This window comes from Chryseobacterium sp. MEBOG07 (assembly GCF_021869745.1).
Classification (GTDB): Bacteria; Bacteroidota; Bacteroidia; order Flavobacteriales; family Weeksellaceae; genus Chryseobacterium; species Chryseobacterium viscerum.
In genome coordinates this window covers 2,787,859-2,804,136 of the sequence record NZ_CP084579.1, presented here as the reverse complement: position 1 = coordinate 2,804,136, position 16,278 = coordinate 2,787,859, and the positions used below count along the sequence as shown (strand labels likewise).

General features: G+C 37.9%; 12 protein-coding genes. 9 read left to right on the top strand and 3 right to left on the bottom strand.

The window, feature by feature from the left end:
- Positions 1–12: 12 nt before the first annotated feature.
- From LF886_RS12955 to LF886_RS12920, 8 genes are all read left to right on the top strand, one after another.
- Positions 13–1,251, top strand: a complete 1,239-nt coding sequence (locus tag LF886_RS12955) for a sulfate adenylyltransferase subunit 1 (RefSeq protein WP_236849959.1) — start codon at positions 13–15, stop codon at positions 1,249–1,251.
- A gap of 4 nt (positions 1,252–1,255) precedes the next feature.
- On the top strand, positions 1,256–2,086 hold the full coding sequence (gene epsC, locus LF886_RS12950) for a serine O-acetyltransferase EpsC (protein ID WP_236849958.1): 831 nt from the start codon (positions 1,256–1,258) through the stop codon (positions 2,084–2,086).
- Between the two features lie 30 nt (positions 2,087–2,116).
- Positions 2,117–3,028 (top strand): cysteine synthase A, encoded by a 912-nt coding sequence (cysK, locus tag LF886_RS12945; protein ID WP_236849957.1) that lies wholly within the window; start codon positions 2,117–2,119, stop codon positions 3,026–3,028.
- Positions 3,029–3,051: 23 nt separating this feature from the next.
- Positions 3,052–3,897, top strand: a complete 846-nt coding sequence (gene cobA, locus LF886_RS12940; protein ID WP_236849956.1) for a uroporphyrinogen-III C-methyltransferase — start codon at positions 3,052–3,054, stop codon at positions 3,895–3,897.
- Positions 3,887–5,599, top strand: coding sequence for a sulfite reductase flavoprotein subunit alpha (locus LF886_RS12935; RefSeq protein WP_236849955.1), 1,713 nt, complete (start codon positions 3,887–3,889; stop codon positions 5,597–5,599). Before cobA ends, LF886_RS12935 begins: the two co-directional genes overlap by 11 nt.
- A gap of 35 nt (positions 5,600–5,634) precedes the next feature.
- Positions 5,635–7,311, top strand: a complete 1,677-nt coding sequence (locus tag LF886_RS12930) for an NADPH-dependent assimilatory sulfite reductase hemoprotein subunit (RefSeq protein ID WP_236849954.1) — start codon at positions 5,635–5,637, stop codon at positions 7,309–7,311.
- Between the two features lie 386 nt (positions 7,312–7,697).
- On the top strand, positions 7,698–10,574 hold the full coding sequence (locus LF886_RS12925; protein WP_236849953.1) for a TonB-dependent receptor: 2,877 nt from the start codon (positions 7,698–7,700) through the stop codon (positions 10,572–10,574).
- A gap of 5 nt (positions 10,575–10,579) precedes the next feature.
- Positions 10,580–12,097, top strand: coding sequence for a TSUP family transporter (locus LF886_RS12920; RefSeq protein ID WP_236849952.1), 1,518 nt, complete (start codon positions 10,580–10,582; stop codon positions 12,095–12,097).
- Between the two features lie 655 nt (positions 12,098–12,752).
- Here the strand turns inward: LF886_RS12920 and LF886_RS12915 are convergent.
- From LF886_RS12915 to LF886_RS12905, 3 genes are all read right to left on the bottom strand, one after another.
- Positions 12,753–13,247 (bottom strand): DoxX family protein, encoded by a 495-nt coding sequence (locus LF886_RS12915; RefSeq protein ID WP_236849951.1) that lies wholly within the window; start codon positions 13,245–13,247, stop codon positions 12,753–12,755.
- 573 nt (positions 13,248–13,820) lie between these two features.
- On the bottom strand, positions 13,821–14,210 hold the full coding sequence (locus LF886_RS12910) for a DoxX family protein (RefSeq protein WP_236849950.1): 390 nt from the start codon (positions 14,208–14,210) through the stop codon (positions 13,821–13,823).
- 106 nt (positions 14,211–14,316) lie between these two features.
- Positions 14,317–15,300, bottom strand: a complete 984-nt coding sequence (locus tag LF886_RS12905; protein ID WP_236849949.1) for a polysaccharide deacetylase family protein — start codon at positions 15,298–15,300, stop codon at positions 14,317–14,319.
- Between the two features lie 90 nt (positions 15,301–15,390).
- Between LF886_RS12905 and LF886_RS12900 the strand changes: the two genes are divergently transcribed.
- Positions 15,391–16,245, top strand: a complete 855-nt coding sequence (locus LF886_RS12900) for an AraC family transcriptional regulator (protein WP_236849948.1) — start codon at positions 15,391–15,393, stop codon at positions 16,243–16,245.
- Positions 16,246–16,278 lie beyond the last annotated feature (33 nt).

Here is a 16,278-nt window from a genome sequence, read left to right as displayed (position 1 = left end):
AACAAAAATCGGATGGATATATTAAGATTTATAACAGCAGGAAGCGTAGATGACGGTAAAAGTACCCTTATCGGTAGGCTGCTTTACGATAGCAAAAGTATTTTACAGGACCAGTTGGAAGTCCTTGAAAAACATTCAAAAAACAAAAATGAAGACGGAGTTGACCTTGCCCTTTTAACGGACGGTCTGCGCGCAGAAAGAGAACAGGGAATCACCATTGATGTTGCCTACCGCTATTTTTCAACCGCAAAAAGAAAATTTATCATTGCTGATGCTCCGGGACATGTGCAGTATACCCGCAATATGATCACCGGAGCGTCCAACTCTGATCTGATGGTTATTCTGATCGATGCCCGAAAAGGAGTGATTGAACAAACCAGAAGACATTCCATCATCGCTTCTTTATTACAGTTGAAAAAAGTTGCTGTAGCCATCAACAAAATGGATATGGTAGATTATTCCGAAGAAGTTTTTGAAAACATTAAATCAGAATATGCAAAAATTGCAGAAAACCTGGGATTAAACGATGTCAGTTATTTCCCGATCTCAGCATTAAAAGGAGATAATATTGTTTCAAAATCGTCCAGAACAGACTGGTACGAAGGAAATTCACTTCTCGAATATCTTGAAGAAGTAACGTTAAATGAAGAAACAAATAACGGAAGCCGTTTTCAGGTTCAGTATGTAATCCGTCCTCAAACGGAAGAGCTGCATGATTACAGAGGATATGCAGGACAGATTTTAAGCGGAAAATTTACAAAAGGAGACAAAATTCATATTCTTCCCGCAGATCTGACCACTGAAATCACAAAAATAGAGATCAATGGCATTGAAAAAGAAGAAGCTTTTGAAGGCCAGCCAGCCGTTATTCACGTTGCCCATGATGTAGATATCAGCCGGGGAGATGTTTTTGCTACGGAAGAAGATGTTCCTGCCGTTGAAAAAGACCTTGAAGTTCTTTTATGCTGGCTTGATCAGAAACCGCTGCAACCAGGGAATAAATACCTTCTGCAGCAAAACAGCAGACTTGTAAAAGCAGTTGTAAAAGAGGTAGATTATAAGATCAATGTCAACACCCTGATCCGGGAACAGACCGATGGCGAAATTAAGCTAAACGAAATTGTAAAAGTTACACTCCGTACAGCACAGCCTCTGGTGTATGACAGCTTTACCAATAATAAAACAACCGGCTCAGCTATTTTGGTAGATGAAACGTCCAATTCAACGGTAGCAGCCTGTATAATTCAATAGAAAAATGGCAATTTCCGATCAATTAATACAAAGAATTCATCAGACCAAACAAAATAATATTCATGGATTTTTTGATAAAATAAAGACCAAAAAATGGGTGAAGGATTTGTATGAAGCGCTCTTCCTCCCTCAGAATGACAATACTGAAGATCAGCTGAAAAGAAATTTTGAAGTACTTCAGGAAACACTTTCTGATCAGATCAATACAGTAACAGGAGATAAAAACCTTACTGAAAAACAGGTCAGTCAGTTTTTTGAAGCTCTACCGGAATTATACAATCAGCTGGTTCTGGATGCAAAATCCATTTTGGAATTTGATCCTGCCGCCGATTCTCTGGAAGAAATATACCTGGCATATCCCGGCTTTTTTGCCACCTATGTCTACCGTATTTCGCACCAGTTGTGGACTCAGGAAGTGAAAATTTTGCCCCGTGTCATTTCTGAATATGCCCACAGTAAAACCGGAATTGATATTCATCCGGGAGCCACCATCGGAAAGTCTTTTTTCATTGACCACGGAACAGGAATCGTGATTGGAGAAACTACCGTTATCGGGAACAATGTCAAAATCTATCAGGGAGTAACCCTCGGAGCTTTGAATGTTTCCAAAGAAAAAGCCCATCAGAAAAGACATCCCAACATTGAAGATGATGTGATTATCTATTCGGGAGCCACTATTCTGGGAGGTGAAACAACCATTGGCAGAGAAAGTGTCATAGGAGGAAATGTCTGGGTTACGCAGGATGTTCCTGCCAACTCACTGGTCTATCATAAAAGTGAAATAAAAATAAAGGATAATAGTTCATTACCGGAATCATTAACCTTTGTGATTTAAGAAAAAAACAAAAATAAAAAGTACATTGATATGAAGTTTCAGAATGCATTAGAAACGATTGGAAATACACCCATCGTAAAAATTAATAAACTCTTCAATTCAGATCATGAAATCTGGATCAAACTTGAAAAAAGCAATCCTGGCGGAAGCATTAAAGACAGAATTGCACTGGCCATGATTGAAGATGCAGAAGCCAAAGGATTATTAAATAAAGACAGCGTCATTATAGAACCTACAAGCGGAAATACGGGAATAGGACTGGCTTTGGTAGCTGCTGTAAAAGGATACAAACTCGTCCTTGTCATGCCGGAAAGCATGAGTATAGAACGCCGAAAAATCATGGAGGCTTACGGAGCAGAATTCGTATTGACTCCAAGAGAAAAAGGAATGAAAGGTGCCATTGAAAAAGCTAATGAGCTTGCTGAAGAAACACCCAATTCATGGATTCCAAGACAGTTTGACAATCCTGCCAATGTAAAAGTACACGTAGAAACCACCGCTCAGGAAATTTTAAAAGACTTTCCGGACGGTCTGGATTACATCATTACAGGAGTAGGAACCGGAGGACACATCACCGGAATTGCAAAAACAGTAAAAGAAAAATATCCTAACGTAAAAGTAATTGCCGTAGAACCTGAATTATCTCCTGTATTAAGCGGAGGAAGCCCAGCGCCACACCCATTACAGGGATTAGGAGCCGGCTTTGTACCATCCATTCTGGATATTACCCTTTTGGATGGAGTGATCACGGTAGGTAAGGAAGAGGCTTATGAATATACCCTTAATGCCGCTAAAAAAGAAGGCCTTTTTGTTGGAGTTTCCACTGGAGCCGCTTTAGCAGCCATTGCAAAACATTTACCGGAAATACAACCTAACGCTAAAATCCTTACCATCAATTACGATACCGGGGAAAGATATCTGTCTGTAGAAGGACTCTTCTAAATCCTTAATTAACACCTACTTCAATGAAAACAAATATAAAATCACCAAAGGTTTACCTTATCGGTGCAGGGCCCGGCAACCCTGAACTGATCACTGTAAAAGCAGTAAAAGCTATCGCAAAAGCGGACGTTATTTTATGTGACCGCCTTGTAAGTCCGGAAATTCTGGAAACCTACGTTAATGAAAATACAGAAATCATTTATGTAGGAAAAGAATGCAGTAAAAATGCGTCTACGCCTCAGTCTCATATCAATACTTTGATGGTGGAATATGCCCTTCAGAACAAAACCATTGTAAGACTGAAAGGAGGCGATGTTTCTATATTTTCCAACATTCTGGATGAATTGCAGGCTTTAAAACAGAATAATATTCCCTACGAAATTATTCCGGGAATTACAGCAGCTTTAGGAGCAGCAGCATTTGCAGGGATGCCTTTAACAGCAAGAGGATATTCCACATCCGTTCGTTTTCTGACGTATTATAAATCAGAGATCGTAAGTGAAGAATACTGGAAAGAGCTTGCTTTAACCAATGATACCCTTGTTTTCTATATGTCTAAAGGAAATCTTACCCCTCTAGTGGAAAAATTGAAAGCACTTCATATTTCAGGTGATAAGAAAATTGCAGTCATTGAACAGGCTACAACGCCTTTCCAAAAAGTATACACATCATCATTTGATGATTTTAATGAAAAATTCGGAGATAAGAACTTTGCTTCCCCTTCTTTGGTGGTTGTGGGTAAAATTGTGAATCTCCACGAAGAGTTTTCATGGCTTGAAAATGCAGAACAGGAAGGTCTTTATTTCAAATCAGTAGAAAACGGAAGTCTAATCCCTACCACTCAAAATTTCTTTGAATATGCTGTCTGAAACTAAATTAAATGTATTAAAACAAATATCCGGAGACCTCTCCAGAGACGAAGCCATCTGGGCGAGCGGATATCTTGCCGGTATTGCCGGAGGATCGTCACTTACAGCCGTTCTGCCACCACAAGAGACAAAGACTATTGTCCAGAATGCCGTAAAGAAAATAACGCTGGCTTATGGTACAGAAACCGGAAACAGTAAAAAATTAGCAACAACACTTGCCGGAATTATCAAGAAAAAGGGCATTCAGGTAAAATTGGCTGACCTTTCCCAATACAAGCCCAAAGATTTGGCTAAAGAAGAGTTCTTTTTTGTAGTCATCAGTACCCAGGGAGAAGGCGAACCACCAGCTCTTGCCAAAAAATTCTACGATTATATCTATGAAAATGAGATAAATCTTAACGGGCTAAAATTCGGGGTACTGGCTTTGGGAGACAGCAGTTATCCTTTGTTTTGCCAAACCGGAGAAGATGTAGATTCTCGTTTTGAAATATTGGGAGCTCAGCGCATCATTCCATTAAAGAAATGTGATATTGACTATGAGCAGGAAGCTTCCCATTGGATAGAACATGTATTTGAAACCGTTAATAAAAATGCTGGTCAGAGTACAAAAAATGTTTTAGCTCCAAAGGCTTCTACCGGAAGAAAAAAGTTTCAAGGAAAAGTTTCAACCATCATTAATCTGAATGATATTACGTCTGGAAAAGAAACGTATCACATTGAAATTGAAACAGAAGAAGCACTTGCGTATCAGCCCGGTGCATCTTTGGGAGTAATTCCATTCAATTCAAAAGCGGCAGTGCATGAAATTATTACCCTGACAGGAATTGATCCTCAGAAACAGATCGAAACGACAAAAATTACGGATACCGTAGAAGAACTCTTGTACAAACATCTTAACATTAGTTATCTGCTTAAATCTGTGGTAGCACAATATGCAAAAATAACAGTACACTCCATTCCGGAAGTAAGATTAAGTCTTCTTGATCTGCTTAGAATTTATCCGGTGAAAAATGCAGATGAATTTGAAGAAATCATTCAGATATTAACTGCTCAGGCACCCCGTCTTTACTCAATTTCTTCCTCTGTGGAAGCGCATGGTGATACAGAAATTCATATTACGGTTGCAAGATCAGAATTCTTTATTGATCATCAGAAACACAACGGATTATGCAGTGGTTTTCTGAGTGAATTCAAAGAAGGAGAAGAGGTGGAATTTTATATTCAGGATGCAGGACATTTCAAACTTCCGGACGCCGATAAAGATATCATTATGATTGGTCCCGGAACAGGGATAGCTCCTTTCAGATCATTCCTTTGGGAACGTGATGCCACAGGGGCAGAAGGTAGAAACTGGCTGTTCTTCGGAGACAGAAACTTCATATCAGACTTCCTTTATCAGGCAGAACTTCAGGATTTTCTTAAAACGGGCAGCTTAACGCATTTAGATCTTGCTTTTTCCAGAGATACAGCCGAGAAAGTATATGTTCAGCACAGGTTAGAACAAAAAGCTCAGGAAGTATTTTACTGGCTGGAAGGTGGAGCATCTGTGTATGTATGTGGAGCCAAAGAACCAATGGCCTACGACGTAGAACAAACGCTTCTAACAATTATCCAAAAGGAAGGAAAGCGCAGCAAAGAAGACGCTGTACTTTATCTGGAAGATATGGAGCTGAGCGGCAGATATGCCAAAGATGTGTATTAAAAAAGAAGTACTCGTAAAAATTAAAGGAAACAGTTATGAACAACGATAAAGAAAACCTTTCACCGGTAGAAAGGATTAAAACCAGCAGTAACGGGCTCAGAGGATCTTTAAAAGAGAGCCTTGCTGATACTATTACCGGAGCCATAAGGGAAGATGATCAAACGGTCATCAAATTTCATGGAATGTACCAACAGGACGACAGAGACCGAAGGGAAGAGCGTGTCTCCAAAAAACTGGAATGGCTGTATTCTTATATGATCAGATTAAGGCTTCCCGGTGGCTTTTTAACTCCGGAACAATGGGTAGGACTGAATGAAACTGCAGAAGATCATTCCACAGGAACCATTAAAGTAACGACAAGACAAACGATTCAGCTTCATGGTATTTTAAAATCACATTTAAGACCTACCATTCAGAGCTTCAATCTTCAGCATCTGGATTCGATTGCAGCTTGTGGGGACGTCAACAGAAATGTAACCTGTACAGCGAATCCTTCGGAATCACCCTTGCACAAGGAAGCTTACGAACTCGCTGGAAAAATCAGTGAAATGTGTCTTCCCAAAACCAAATCCTATTACGACATCTGGATTGATGATGAACTTCTGGTAGACCGTAAAGCAGAAGAAGATCCACTGTATCAGGACAGATATCTTCCGAGAAAGCTGAAAATAGGAATTGCCGTTCCACCCAATAATGATGTAGATGTATTCATCAATGATATTGCCTTAATTGCTATTATAGAAAATGATACAATCGTTGGATATAATATTGCTGCCGGAGGAGGACTGGGAGCAACCCACGGAAATGAAGCCACTTATGCCCGTCTTGCCTCCATTCTTGGATTTGTAGATACGGAAGAAAAAGTTTTGAAGGCTGTCTACGAAATCATCACGGTTCAAAGAGACTTCGGAAACAGAAGCGACCGAAAATTATCAAGATTAAAATACACCATTGATAAACTTGGTATTGATCAGTACAGAGCTGAAGTCGAAAAAAGAACAAGATTCAGCTTTGAACCTGCCAGAGAATTTAAGTTTGAACAGCGAAAAGACCGCTATGGCTGGATTCAGAACCATGAAGGAAAATGGTTTTATACCGTATTTGTAGAGCATGGAAGAATCCTTAATACGGCTGAATATCCTTTAAAATCAGGGTTATTAAAAATCGCACAAACCGGTAAAGCCAACTTCCGTTTTACCTGTAACCAGAACCTTATTCTGGCTGATATTGACGAAAAAGATAAACTTGAAATTGAACATATTTTAAAAGATCACGGAATTTCAGAGTATACGAATGAAGCAAGTGCCCTGCGTAAAAACTCTGTTGCCTGCGTGGCTTTGAACACGTGTTCTCTAGCTTTAGCAGAAGCTCAGCGTTATCTGCCATCCTTGGTTACCAAAATAGAACCTATTCTTGAAAAATATGGTCTGCTGGAAGAAGATATCACCATCCGTATGACCGGCTGTCCTAACGGCTGCGGAAGGTCTCCCAATGCCGAAATAGGATTTGTAGGTACAGCTTACGGAAAATACAATCTCCACATCGGCGGAGACCGTTTAGGAATGCGACTGAACACAAAATTTAAAGAAAATATTGGTGAGGAAGACATTCTTACCACTCTGGATGAACTTTTCGGGATTTATGTTCAGAAAAGACTTGCAGAAGAAACATTTGGCGATTTTTCATACCGTTATTTACACACCTTAAATTAATTATATGGCTAATTTTCATTATGATCTGAAAAAAAACAAAAAAACTCAACCTCTTCTTTTAGGCAGACGAATGTGTATGTGTTGTTGATTTTCAAGTAACAATACAATCAAAGCTGTTTCAACTTTTCGATCAAACCACAAAAGTCACAAAAGTTTTTAAACACTTAAGTTTTTTAAAGAGCCAAACTTTGTGCATAATAAGTACACTTAAGTTTTGTGAAATTTTTTGATTTTCATTTAAATGAAAGCTTTTCTGCGGCATCATTTTAAACTTATTTAAGTGAACTAAAGTGTTTCAAAATAAAAACTTTTGTGCCTTTTGTGGTAAAAATAATCAAGGTAAAAGTTCAGACAGCTTCATTCTCAACCTAAAAAATGAAGAAAAAATGAAAAACAAAAAGCAGGGAAATATTCTACCTAAAGCAGGCATTATCGCATTCACATTTCTATTTTTTAACCTGGCAGAAGCACAGCAGCAGCTTATAGAGCTTAGCGGAAGCATCAAAAATACAGGTACACGCAAAGGTCTCGACTCTGTAAAGGTGCAGATCGAAAATACACAGGATACCGCATTAACGGATCAGTTAGGAAATTTTAAACTCAGAACAAGAGTTACCATTCCATTCCGTGTGGTGATTCAAAAAGATGGTTTTACCGGTCAAACCGTTGAAATACTTTCTCCTTCTAACAAAATAACCATAGGACTAAACCCTCAGAATACAATCATCGATGATGTCGTAATCTCAGCCTCCAGAGTTCCGGAAAAGATATTAAGATCTCCGATTGCTATTGAAAAAATTGATATTAAAACCATCAGGGAAAGTCCTGCAGCCTCATTCTATGAAACATTGGAAAATGTAAAGGGGTTACAGCTTTTAACATCAAGTCTTACGTTGAAAATTCCTAATTCGAGAGGTTTCAATTCGCCTAATAATTTCCGATTCATGCAGTTGGTAGACGGAGTAGATGTACAATCTGCAACGTTGGGAGTACCATTGGGAAATGCAATAGGTCCTACCGAACTGGATATCCAGTCTATGGAAGTCACTCCCGGAGCGGCTTCAGCGTTGTACGGAATGAATGCCATCAACGGATTGGCAAGTTTACAGACCAAAGATCCTTTTACGTCTGAAGGAATAAGCCTTTATTTTCGTGGCGGGGTGAATCATGTAGACAATGTCAATCATAAAATAAGTTCTCTGGGAGAAAGTGCCATCCGTTTTGCAAAAGTGATCAATAAAAACTTTGCGGTAAAAGTGAATGCCTCTTATTTCAGCGGAACAGACTGGATCTCCAACAATCTGACCGATCAGAATCCTGGATCATTAATCACTGCCAACCCTAATTTTGCTCTTTCCAATAATCCGGCTGAAGACCTTTGGAATAAATACGGTGATGAAAGAAATAACCGTGTAGCCGTAAAAGTAGATTATAATGGGAAACCTACCACATTCAATGTTTCAAGAACGGGATATCTTGAGAAAGATCTTGTAAGTCCGGATGTAAAAAACATCAAGTTCGATGCAGGATTATACTACCGTTTCGGGGATCAGTGGAGAACATCTTACGTATACCGCTATGGCTTGCTGGACGGAACTTTCCAAAGGGGAAATAAAATCCGTTTGCAGAATGCCACTGTTCAGAACCATAAAATAGAACTGACAGGAAAAGAACTGACCTTCAGGGCTTATGTATCGATAGAAAATACAGGAGATTCTTATAATCTGAAACCTTTGGCAGATAATCTTGATCTGACCAATCTTTCCAATACCAACTGGAGAAATATATTCCAAACGGCTCTTCAGAATAACCTGAATGCCGGAGCCAATCTTAATGACGCGTTTATTCTTGCCCGCCAGCAAGCAGATAAAAACAGAGCTGTACCGGGAACTGCAGCTTTTGAACAGTTAAAAAATACCATTATCGGAATAAACAACTGGGATTCAGCCAATGGAGGAGTAGCGGGAGCTCCGGCAACAGGAGGAGCTAAACTTGAACAGAAATCTCGCTTTTATCAGGGTGAACTTACCTATGATTTCAGCAGGTTTGTGAAAATATTCAACCTTCTCGCTGGTGTAGATTACCGTTTGTACAGCATTACTCCGGATGGAAACAATTTTGTTGATTTCGACCGTCCGGTGAATGAAAGAAACATTCCTTTAGCCAACGGCACCTTCGGGAAAGATGTTATTTATCAGAAATATGGAGTTTTTGCACAGATTACCAAGCTTTTCTTTGATGATAAATTAAAAATCAACGCTGCTTTACGGATCGACAGAAACCCGGAATTTGAAGCCAAATTAAATCCGAGAATCAGTGTTGTCTATTCTCCGGTTAAAGAGCATAATTTCAGAGCTTCTTTTCAGAACGGATATCGTTTTCCATCACTATTTGAAGCACTTTCTTTCGTAAACAACGGAAATGTAAGAAGAGTGGGAGGTCTTTCAAAAGTAAACGATGGATTAGGCTATCTGGAGAATTCCTACACATTAGCTTCCATTGATAGATTCACTTCAGCAGTAAATGCAGATGTAGACGCCGGAAAAACCCAGGCTCAGGCAGCTCAGGATAACAAACAGCTTTTAACTGTAGCCAATCTGCAGAAGTTACAGCCGGAAAAAATCAATTCATTTGAAGTAGGATATAAGTCTACTTTTTTCAATAATAAACTGGTACTGGACTGGGATTTCTATTACAACATTTATGAAGGATTCCTTGGGCAGGTAGAAGTAGCGGTTCCAAAAAACAGCCAGGTAGGAAGCAATACTGCTGTTCTTGCAATGCTCGATAGAAGCAAACAGGACCGATACAGGGTTTATACGAACAGCAATAGTACCTACAAAAGCTATGGGACATCTTTAGGGATTCGTTATAATATTACAGGAAATTATAATGTCAACACAAATGTTTCCTATAATGATCTTGCTTCCAACAATTCTTCAGACCTGTTTATTACTGCTTTCAATACCCCGAAATGGATGGTAAATGTAAGTGTAGGAAACAGAGAAATTGTTAAAAATATAGGGTTTACCCTTGTGGCAAGATGGCAGAGTGGCTTTATGTGGGAAAGTCCTTTAGCATCAGGAGCAATTCCGGCTTATTACACGATTGATGCTCAGGCTACATGGAAACTTCCTGAAATTCGTGCGAATATTAAAATTGGGGCAACCAATTTGCTGAACCGCCGTTATTTCCAGTACGCAGCAGGCCCTGAAATCGGAGGACTGTATTATCTCGCTTTTACGTATGATTTAAAATTGTAATCAGGATGAGCAATTCACTATACCCCATATTCTTAAAACTTGAAAACCTGTCACTGCTGATCATCGGTGGTGGCAAGGTTGCTCTTGAAAAATTAGAATCTGTACTGGGCAATTCACCGGAAACGTCCATCAAACTGGTAGCCAAAGAAATTATTCCTGAGGTAAGAACCTTACAAAGTCAGTTTTCCAATATAACCCTGTATGAGAGAGCCTATGATGATCTTGATTTTAATGATACTGATCTTGCCATTATTGCGGTAAATGATATTGAATTAGCAGGGGAAATCAGAGAAAAAGCCCAGAAAAAAAATATACTGGTCAATATTGCAGACAAGCCGGATTTGTGTGATTTTTATTTAGGTTCCATTGTCAAAAAGGGAAGTCTAAAAATTGCCATTTCCACCAACGGAAAATCCCCGACTATTGCTAAAAGATTAAGGGAAACCTTTACAGAAGTCATTCCTGACGAAATGGATCATGTATTGGATAATATGCAGAATATCCGTAATCAGCTTACCGGAGATTTCAATTATAAGGTGAAAGAACTCAACAAAATTACTACAGAATATCTGTCTGACGGAAAAGCTTCTTCAAAACCAGATATGGAAATTGAAAAACTGATCAATATTACCAAAATCGCACAGAGAAAAGCTAATATTTACCTTGCCATTATTGGAGTTTTGCTTCTTTTTGGATTATTCGGGCTTGTGGTGTACCAGTTCAATCTTTCCGGTGATATTCAGTATTTTCTGAATAAGGACGGACATATTTTTTACTGGATGCTGTTTGCCGGTTTTATGGCAGAAATTGTTGCCGGATCAATGGGAATGGGCTATGGAGTCATATGTACCACAATCCTTTTACTGCTGAATGTTCCACCACCCGTTGTCAGTGCAAGCATTCATTCTGCAGAGTCTTTTACTACTGCGGCCGGAAGTTTCAGTCATTATAAACTGGGAAATGTCAATAAAAAAATGGTATGGGTCTTGTTCCCGCTGGCTATTGTAGGGTCTGTTATTGGTGCATTAACGCTGTCTCATTATGGCGAAGAATATGCACATATTGTAAAACCTATTATTGCCTGCTACACACTGTATTTAGGCATAAACATCTTAAAAAATGCATTCAAAGATAAAAAATCAGGGCAAGGTAAAACCAAACGAAGAACCAATCTCAGAGTATTAGGTTTGATAGGTGGCTTTATTGATTCCTTTGCAGGTGGCGGATGGGGACCATTGGTGACCGGAACCCTGATCAAAGAGGGGAGGATTCCCCGTTATGTAGTGGGAAGTTCTACTGTTGCCAAGTTTTTACTGACCATTACCAGTGCTATTACATTCATCTTCACAATAGGCATCCATCACTGGAATATTGTGTTGGGGCTTTTGCTGGGCGGTGTTTTTACGGCTCCTTTTTCGGCGATGCTTACCTCAAAACTTCCAACGAAGAAAATGTTTGTTGTGGTAGGAGTAGTGGTAATCCTTATGAGTCTTGTTACCATAACAAAATCAATTCTGTCATAAGAAACCAATTATAATCAAGCTTCGTAAAAAGCATATTTTTTTAACGCAAAGATTTAATTTATAAATTCTTATTATTTTAAGGGTGCAAAGCTTGAATCAATTGCATTGATTTTTCTAAGCATATTCATATGCATAAAGCTTAATCAGTGATATTGTCTTCACCTTTACGCACTTTAATAAAAGGCTTAAATCGTTGAATGCCTTTATACATATTTTTTAACGCAAAGATTTTAATGTTTTACTTTATTTTGAGGCATCATAGGGGAAAATCAATGATACAGTCTGTTGACATTATATCATTACTCATTTTTAGTAAAAATCTGAAACCATTAAAACTTTGCGTTTTTTTAATAAAAATGTTTTGGATACGCAAAGGCGCAAAAATGATATTAAACAAGGATTATATTAAGGCGCAAGGATTTTATCTGCGATAAAATTGAAACCTGTATATTTTTAAGTCTAACATAGATAATGTAAACTAAGCAGATAGCAAAGAAAAAGTCTGCAAAATATCCTTTATCTGTTAACATTTCACTTGCTGAAAATCTTCGATTTTCTTTCTCCTTAAAAATCATAAATAAAATTTAGAAAATCCTTGCGCCTTTGCGATTTCCAACAAAAAAACAGCTCCCAAAAAAAGAGCTGTTTATCATCATTAACTATTTCCAGATTTTGTTTTCCTAAAAGTATCAAGTCCAAATCCTGTACATCCCTGAAATAAGAACAGGAGTAAAAATAAAAGATACAGGGTCTGAGGCAGATATAGAAAATAGCTCAGCCATGTAAAAGTATCCATTTCATACACTCCGGCTTCAGGTTTGATGGGAATAAGTTCCTTAGGAATGGAACTCAGATCATGCGTGAATAACGCGACAAGGATAATGATGATCAGAAATACTGAACTTATTCTTGTGCAAAAACCGAGCATTAAAAATAAGCCAAATATGCATTCGCAAAAAGCGGTGAAATTGGCGGTAAACTGAGGAAAAGGAAATCCTATCGTACTGATGGTATTGAACATATACCCTTGGAAAATAGGATGGAAAAGTTTGTTGAAACCTGCTATAAAGAAGAATAATCCAATTAATATTCTGCAAATTACATAAATGTTATGAGTATTCTTTTCGAGGTTTGATATTGTTGTTTTCATTATTTTTTTAATTCATTTTTTGATTACATCACCACGGCAAAGCCATGAACAGCAGCTGGTCATGTAATTCTAGTTTAGATAATAGGATTGTTATATAAATTTCAGTGATCGGTACAATAACACGATCTGAAATTATATTTTCGGAGGAATCCAGATAGAATTAAAAATGAAGAATAGGGTGGATCATCATACAGAAAATGGCGATTTCTTATTTCCTGATCCATAAATTTTTCAAATGCAAAAGAGTGAAATGAAGCGGTAAAAAACAGAGAAAAATTGGAACAATAATTACTATTGCATTTTATTGGAGTCTTGTTATTTTCTTCAAGAAAAATCTTGTTGCATTTTTTATGTGAAGTCTCTTTCAGACTGTATTGGCTCTTTATTTCTACCGTAAAAAAGCTGGTGTTTTCTGTTTTTAGGATCAACAAATGGATGAGCATTAAACATATATTAAATACCTGTATATAATGCGATAATCCGTTTTTTCTCACCATAAACCCCATAGAATTAAGGCAAATATAATAAAATATTTATACTTGCCTTTGAGCTAGATAGGGTTGGTATTATCTTTTATTTCTTATCTAATGCCAGATAATTGTCCTCCATTCTGCTGATCAGAATATAAAACAACCCTGCATAGATCATCTGAATGCCCATTGCTTCCCAGTTTTCAACAGTACTGCATCCAAAAAGCAGCAGAATAATCAGAGAAGCTCCAGCTATAGTGGCAATACGGGTTTTAAAACCAAGCATTAACAGTAATCCGATGAGAAATTCAAAAAAGGGAAGTGTAACTCCAAACAGATGTACCAATGGCAGTGGAAGCCAGCTTGTTTCAAAACCTTTCATCATTCCTGATGCAAAGTCCTGTAGTTTTACGAGACGAACCAATCCGTGTCCTAAAAGGTTGATTCCCATCGACACACGGAGGAAAAAATAAGCTGTTTTTGTATTATTCATAAAGATATTTTTGGATGGAAGATCGAAGCGTGAAGATGGAAGTTATACAGGTCATAAAAATACTTTGCAGACTTCAATAACTTCCTTCCTCCAGCTTCCAACTTCCTTACTTGTTAAACTTTTCTTCGCTATTATCAACAGGAGTATTGGGATCATTCATCACCATTTTGGCAATATCATCTTTTCTCATGAAGACTACGCCTTGTTTTTCTTTAGTATATTTGATGAATTCCTCCATAGCATGCACCATTGCAGGTGTTCCTCCAATTCTGTCATGAAAGCTGATGCTCATCATTCTTCTTTTAGAAGTTCCTTCTTCATAAAGGCGGTCAAACTCAAATTTCAATTGTGCCAAAAACTGATCAGGACTCCAGTGTTTCCCTTCAATATTGACAATATCATTGTTGCGAAGGGTATAAGGAATGACAACAAAATTTTTACCCTTTACTTTGGTAACGAAAGGTTCATCGTAGCTTAAGTCATCTATATGATACAGAAAACCAAGCTCCTGTAATACTTTAAGGGTGTTGGGGCCTCTTCTCAGCCAATTGCAGTTATAACCCACTGCTTTCTGTCCTGTAATCTTTTCAACAACATCTACACCTTGCTTCACAAAATTCAGTTCGTCTGCGTAATTTTTGTTCCATTGATTGTCCCAGGCAATACCATGAGCTGCAATCTCATGCCCTCCGTTTGCAATGGCTCTGGCCACTTCAGGATATCTTTCTGCAGCTGTTCCTACCACATGAGAAGTTACCTTGATATCATATTTTTTCCATAGATCCAGCATCCGGTAAATTCCTTCATTTCCTCCATAGCGGTACCAGCTTTCTGCCGGAAGATCCGGTTGTCCCTTGGGAAGGGGAGTTCCACTGAAAGGACTCTCAGCACCTTCAGGCTGTCCTCCTGTTTCAAACTGCATAGAGACAGAAATAACCAATTGAGCCCCATTAGGCCAGTATTTTTTGTTTGAAATCTGTGTTTCATGCTCAGCTTTTTTCTGTCTTTTATTTTTATCATGACGATCAGAAAAGGACATCAGAACGATTGTTGAAGCAAGCAACAATACGGATTGTTTTATGTATTTCATTTGTAATGGATTGATAGGACAAAATTGATCAATAATCTATCCGTATATATTGTAAGAATTAATGGTAAATTTGTAAAAATCCATTCTTTTATGAAACGAATCGTCAATTTCAATTCTTTTAATGTTTTCAGTATCGAAAAAGAAATTTGGGATGTGGAATATCACAATCATAACTTTTATGAACTGATTATTATAGAAAATGGAAAAGGATTTCATCATCTCAACAGTGTTACTTTCCCTTACAAAAAAGGAGATGTTTTTCTTCTCAGGCCCAGTGATGGTCATGAATTTTCCATTACAAGTAAAACACGCTTCATCTACATAAAATTTACAGAACAGTATATCTGGGAGAACCTTTTATCTCATAAAAAGAATGAGCTAAAAAAGGTTATTCAACTTTTGATGGAAGACCAATCTTTTGTTTATGAATCAGTGATCAAGTGCAAAACGGATAGACAGCACCTACTGCAGCTGGCCCGGATTCTTTTGTATGAGTTCAGCCATAAAAACACGTATAATAAAGAGATTACCTCCGATCTTTTTTCAAGCATCATTACCATTCTGATCCGAAATACGATGGACAATAGCACCACCAAAAACTGGATCACACAAAATGTAAGCAGAATTGAAAGGATCTTGTATTATATCAATGTGAATGCTTTGGATGCGGATAAAATGAAAATTGAAAACCTTGCCAGAGAATTTATGCTTTCCCCGAATTATATCAGTATTTACATTAAAAAACAGACAGGTTTTTCCATACAGCAGCATATGATGCAGCATAAAATAAAAACAGCGGAAAAACTTTTACTCCAAAGTCATTATAACATCACTGAAATTGCAGATAAACTGGGGTTTAATGATTCCAGCCACTTCAATAAAATTTTCAAAGGGTATAAAGAAATGTCTCCTTCTGAGTTTAAGAAGAAATCAACAGTAAAGTAATTGGTTAATAAATATATAGGGGCAAAAATTCAA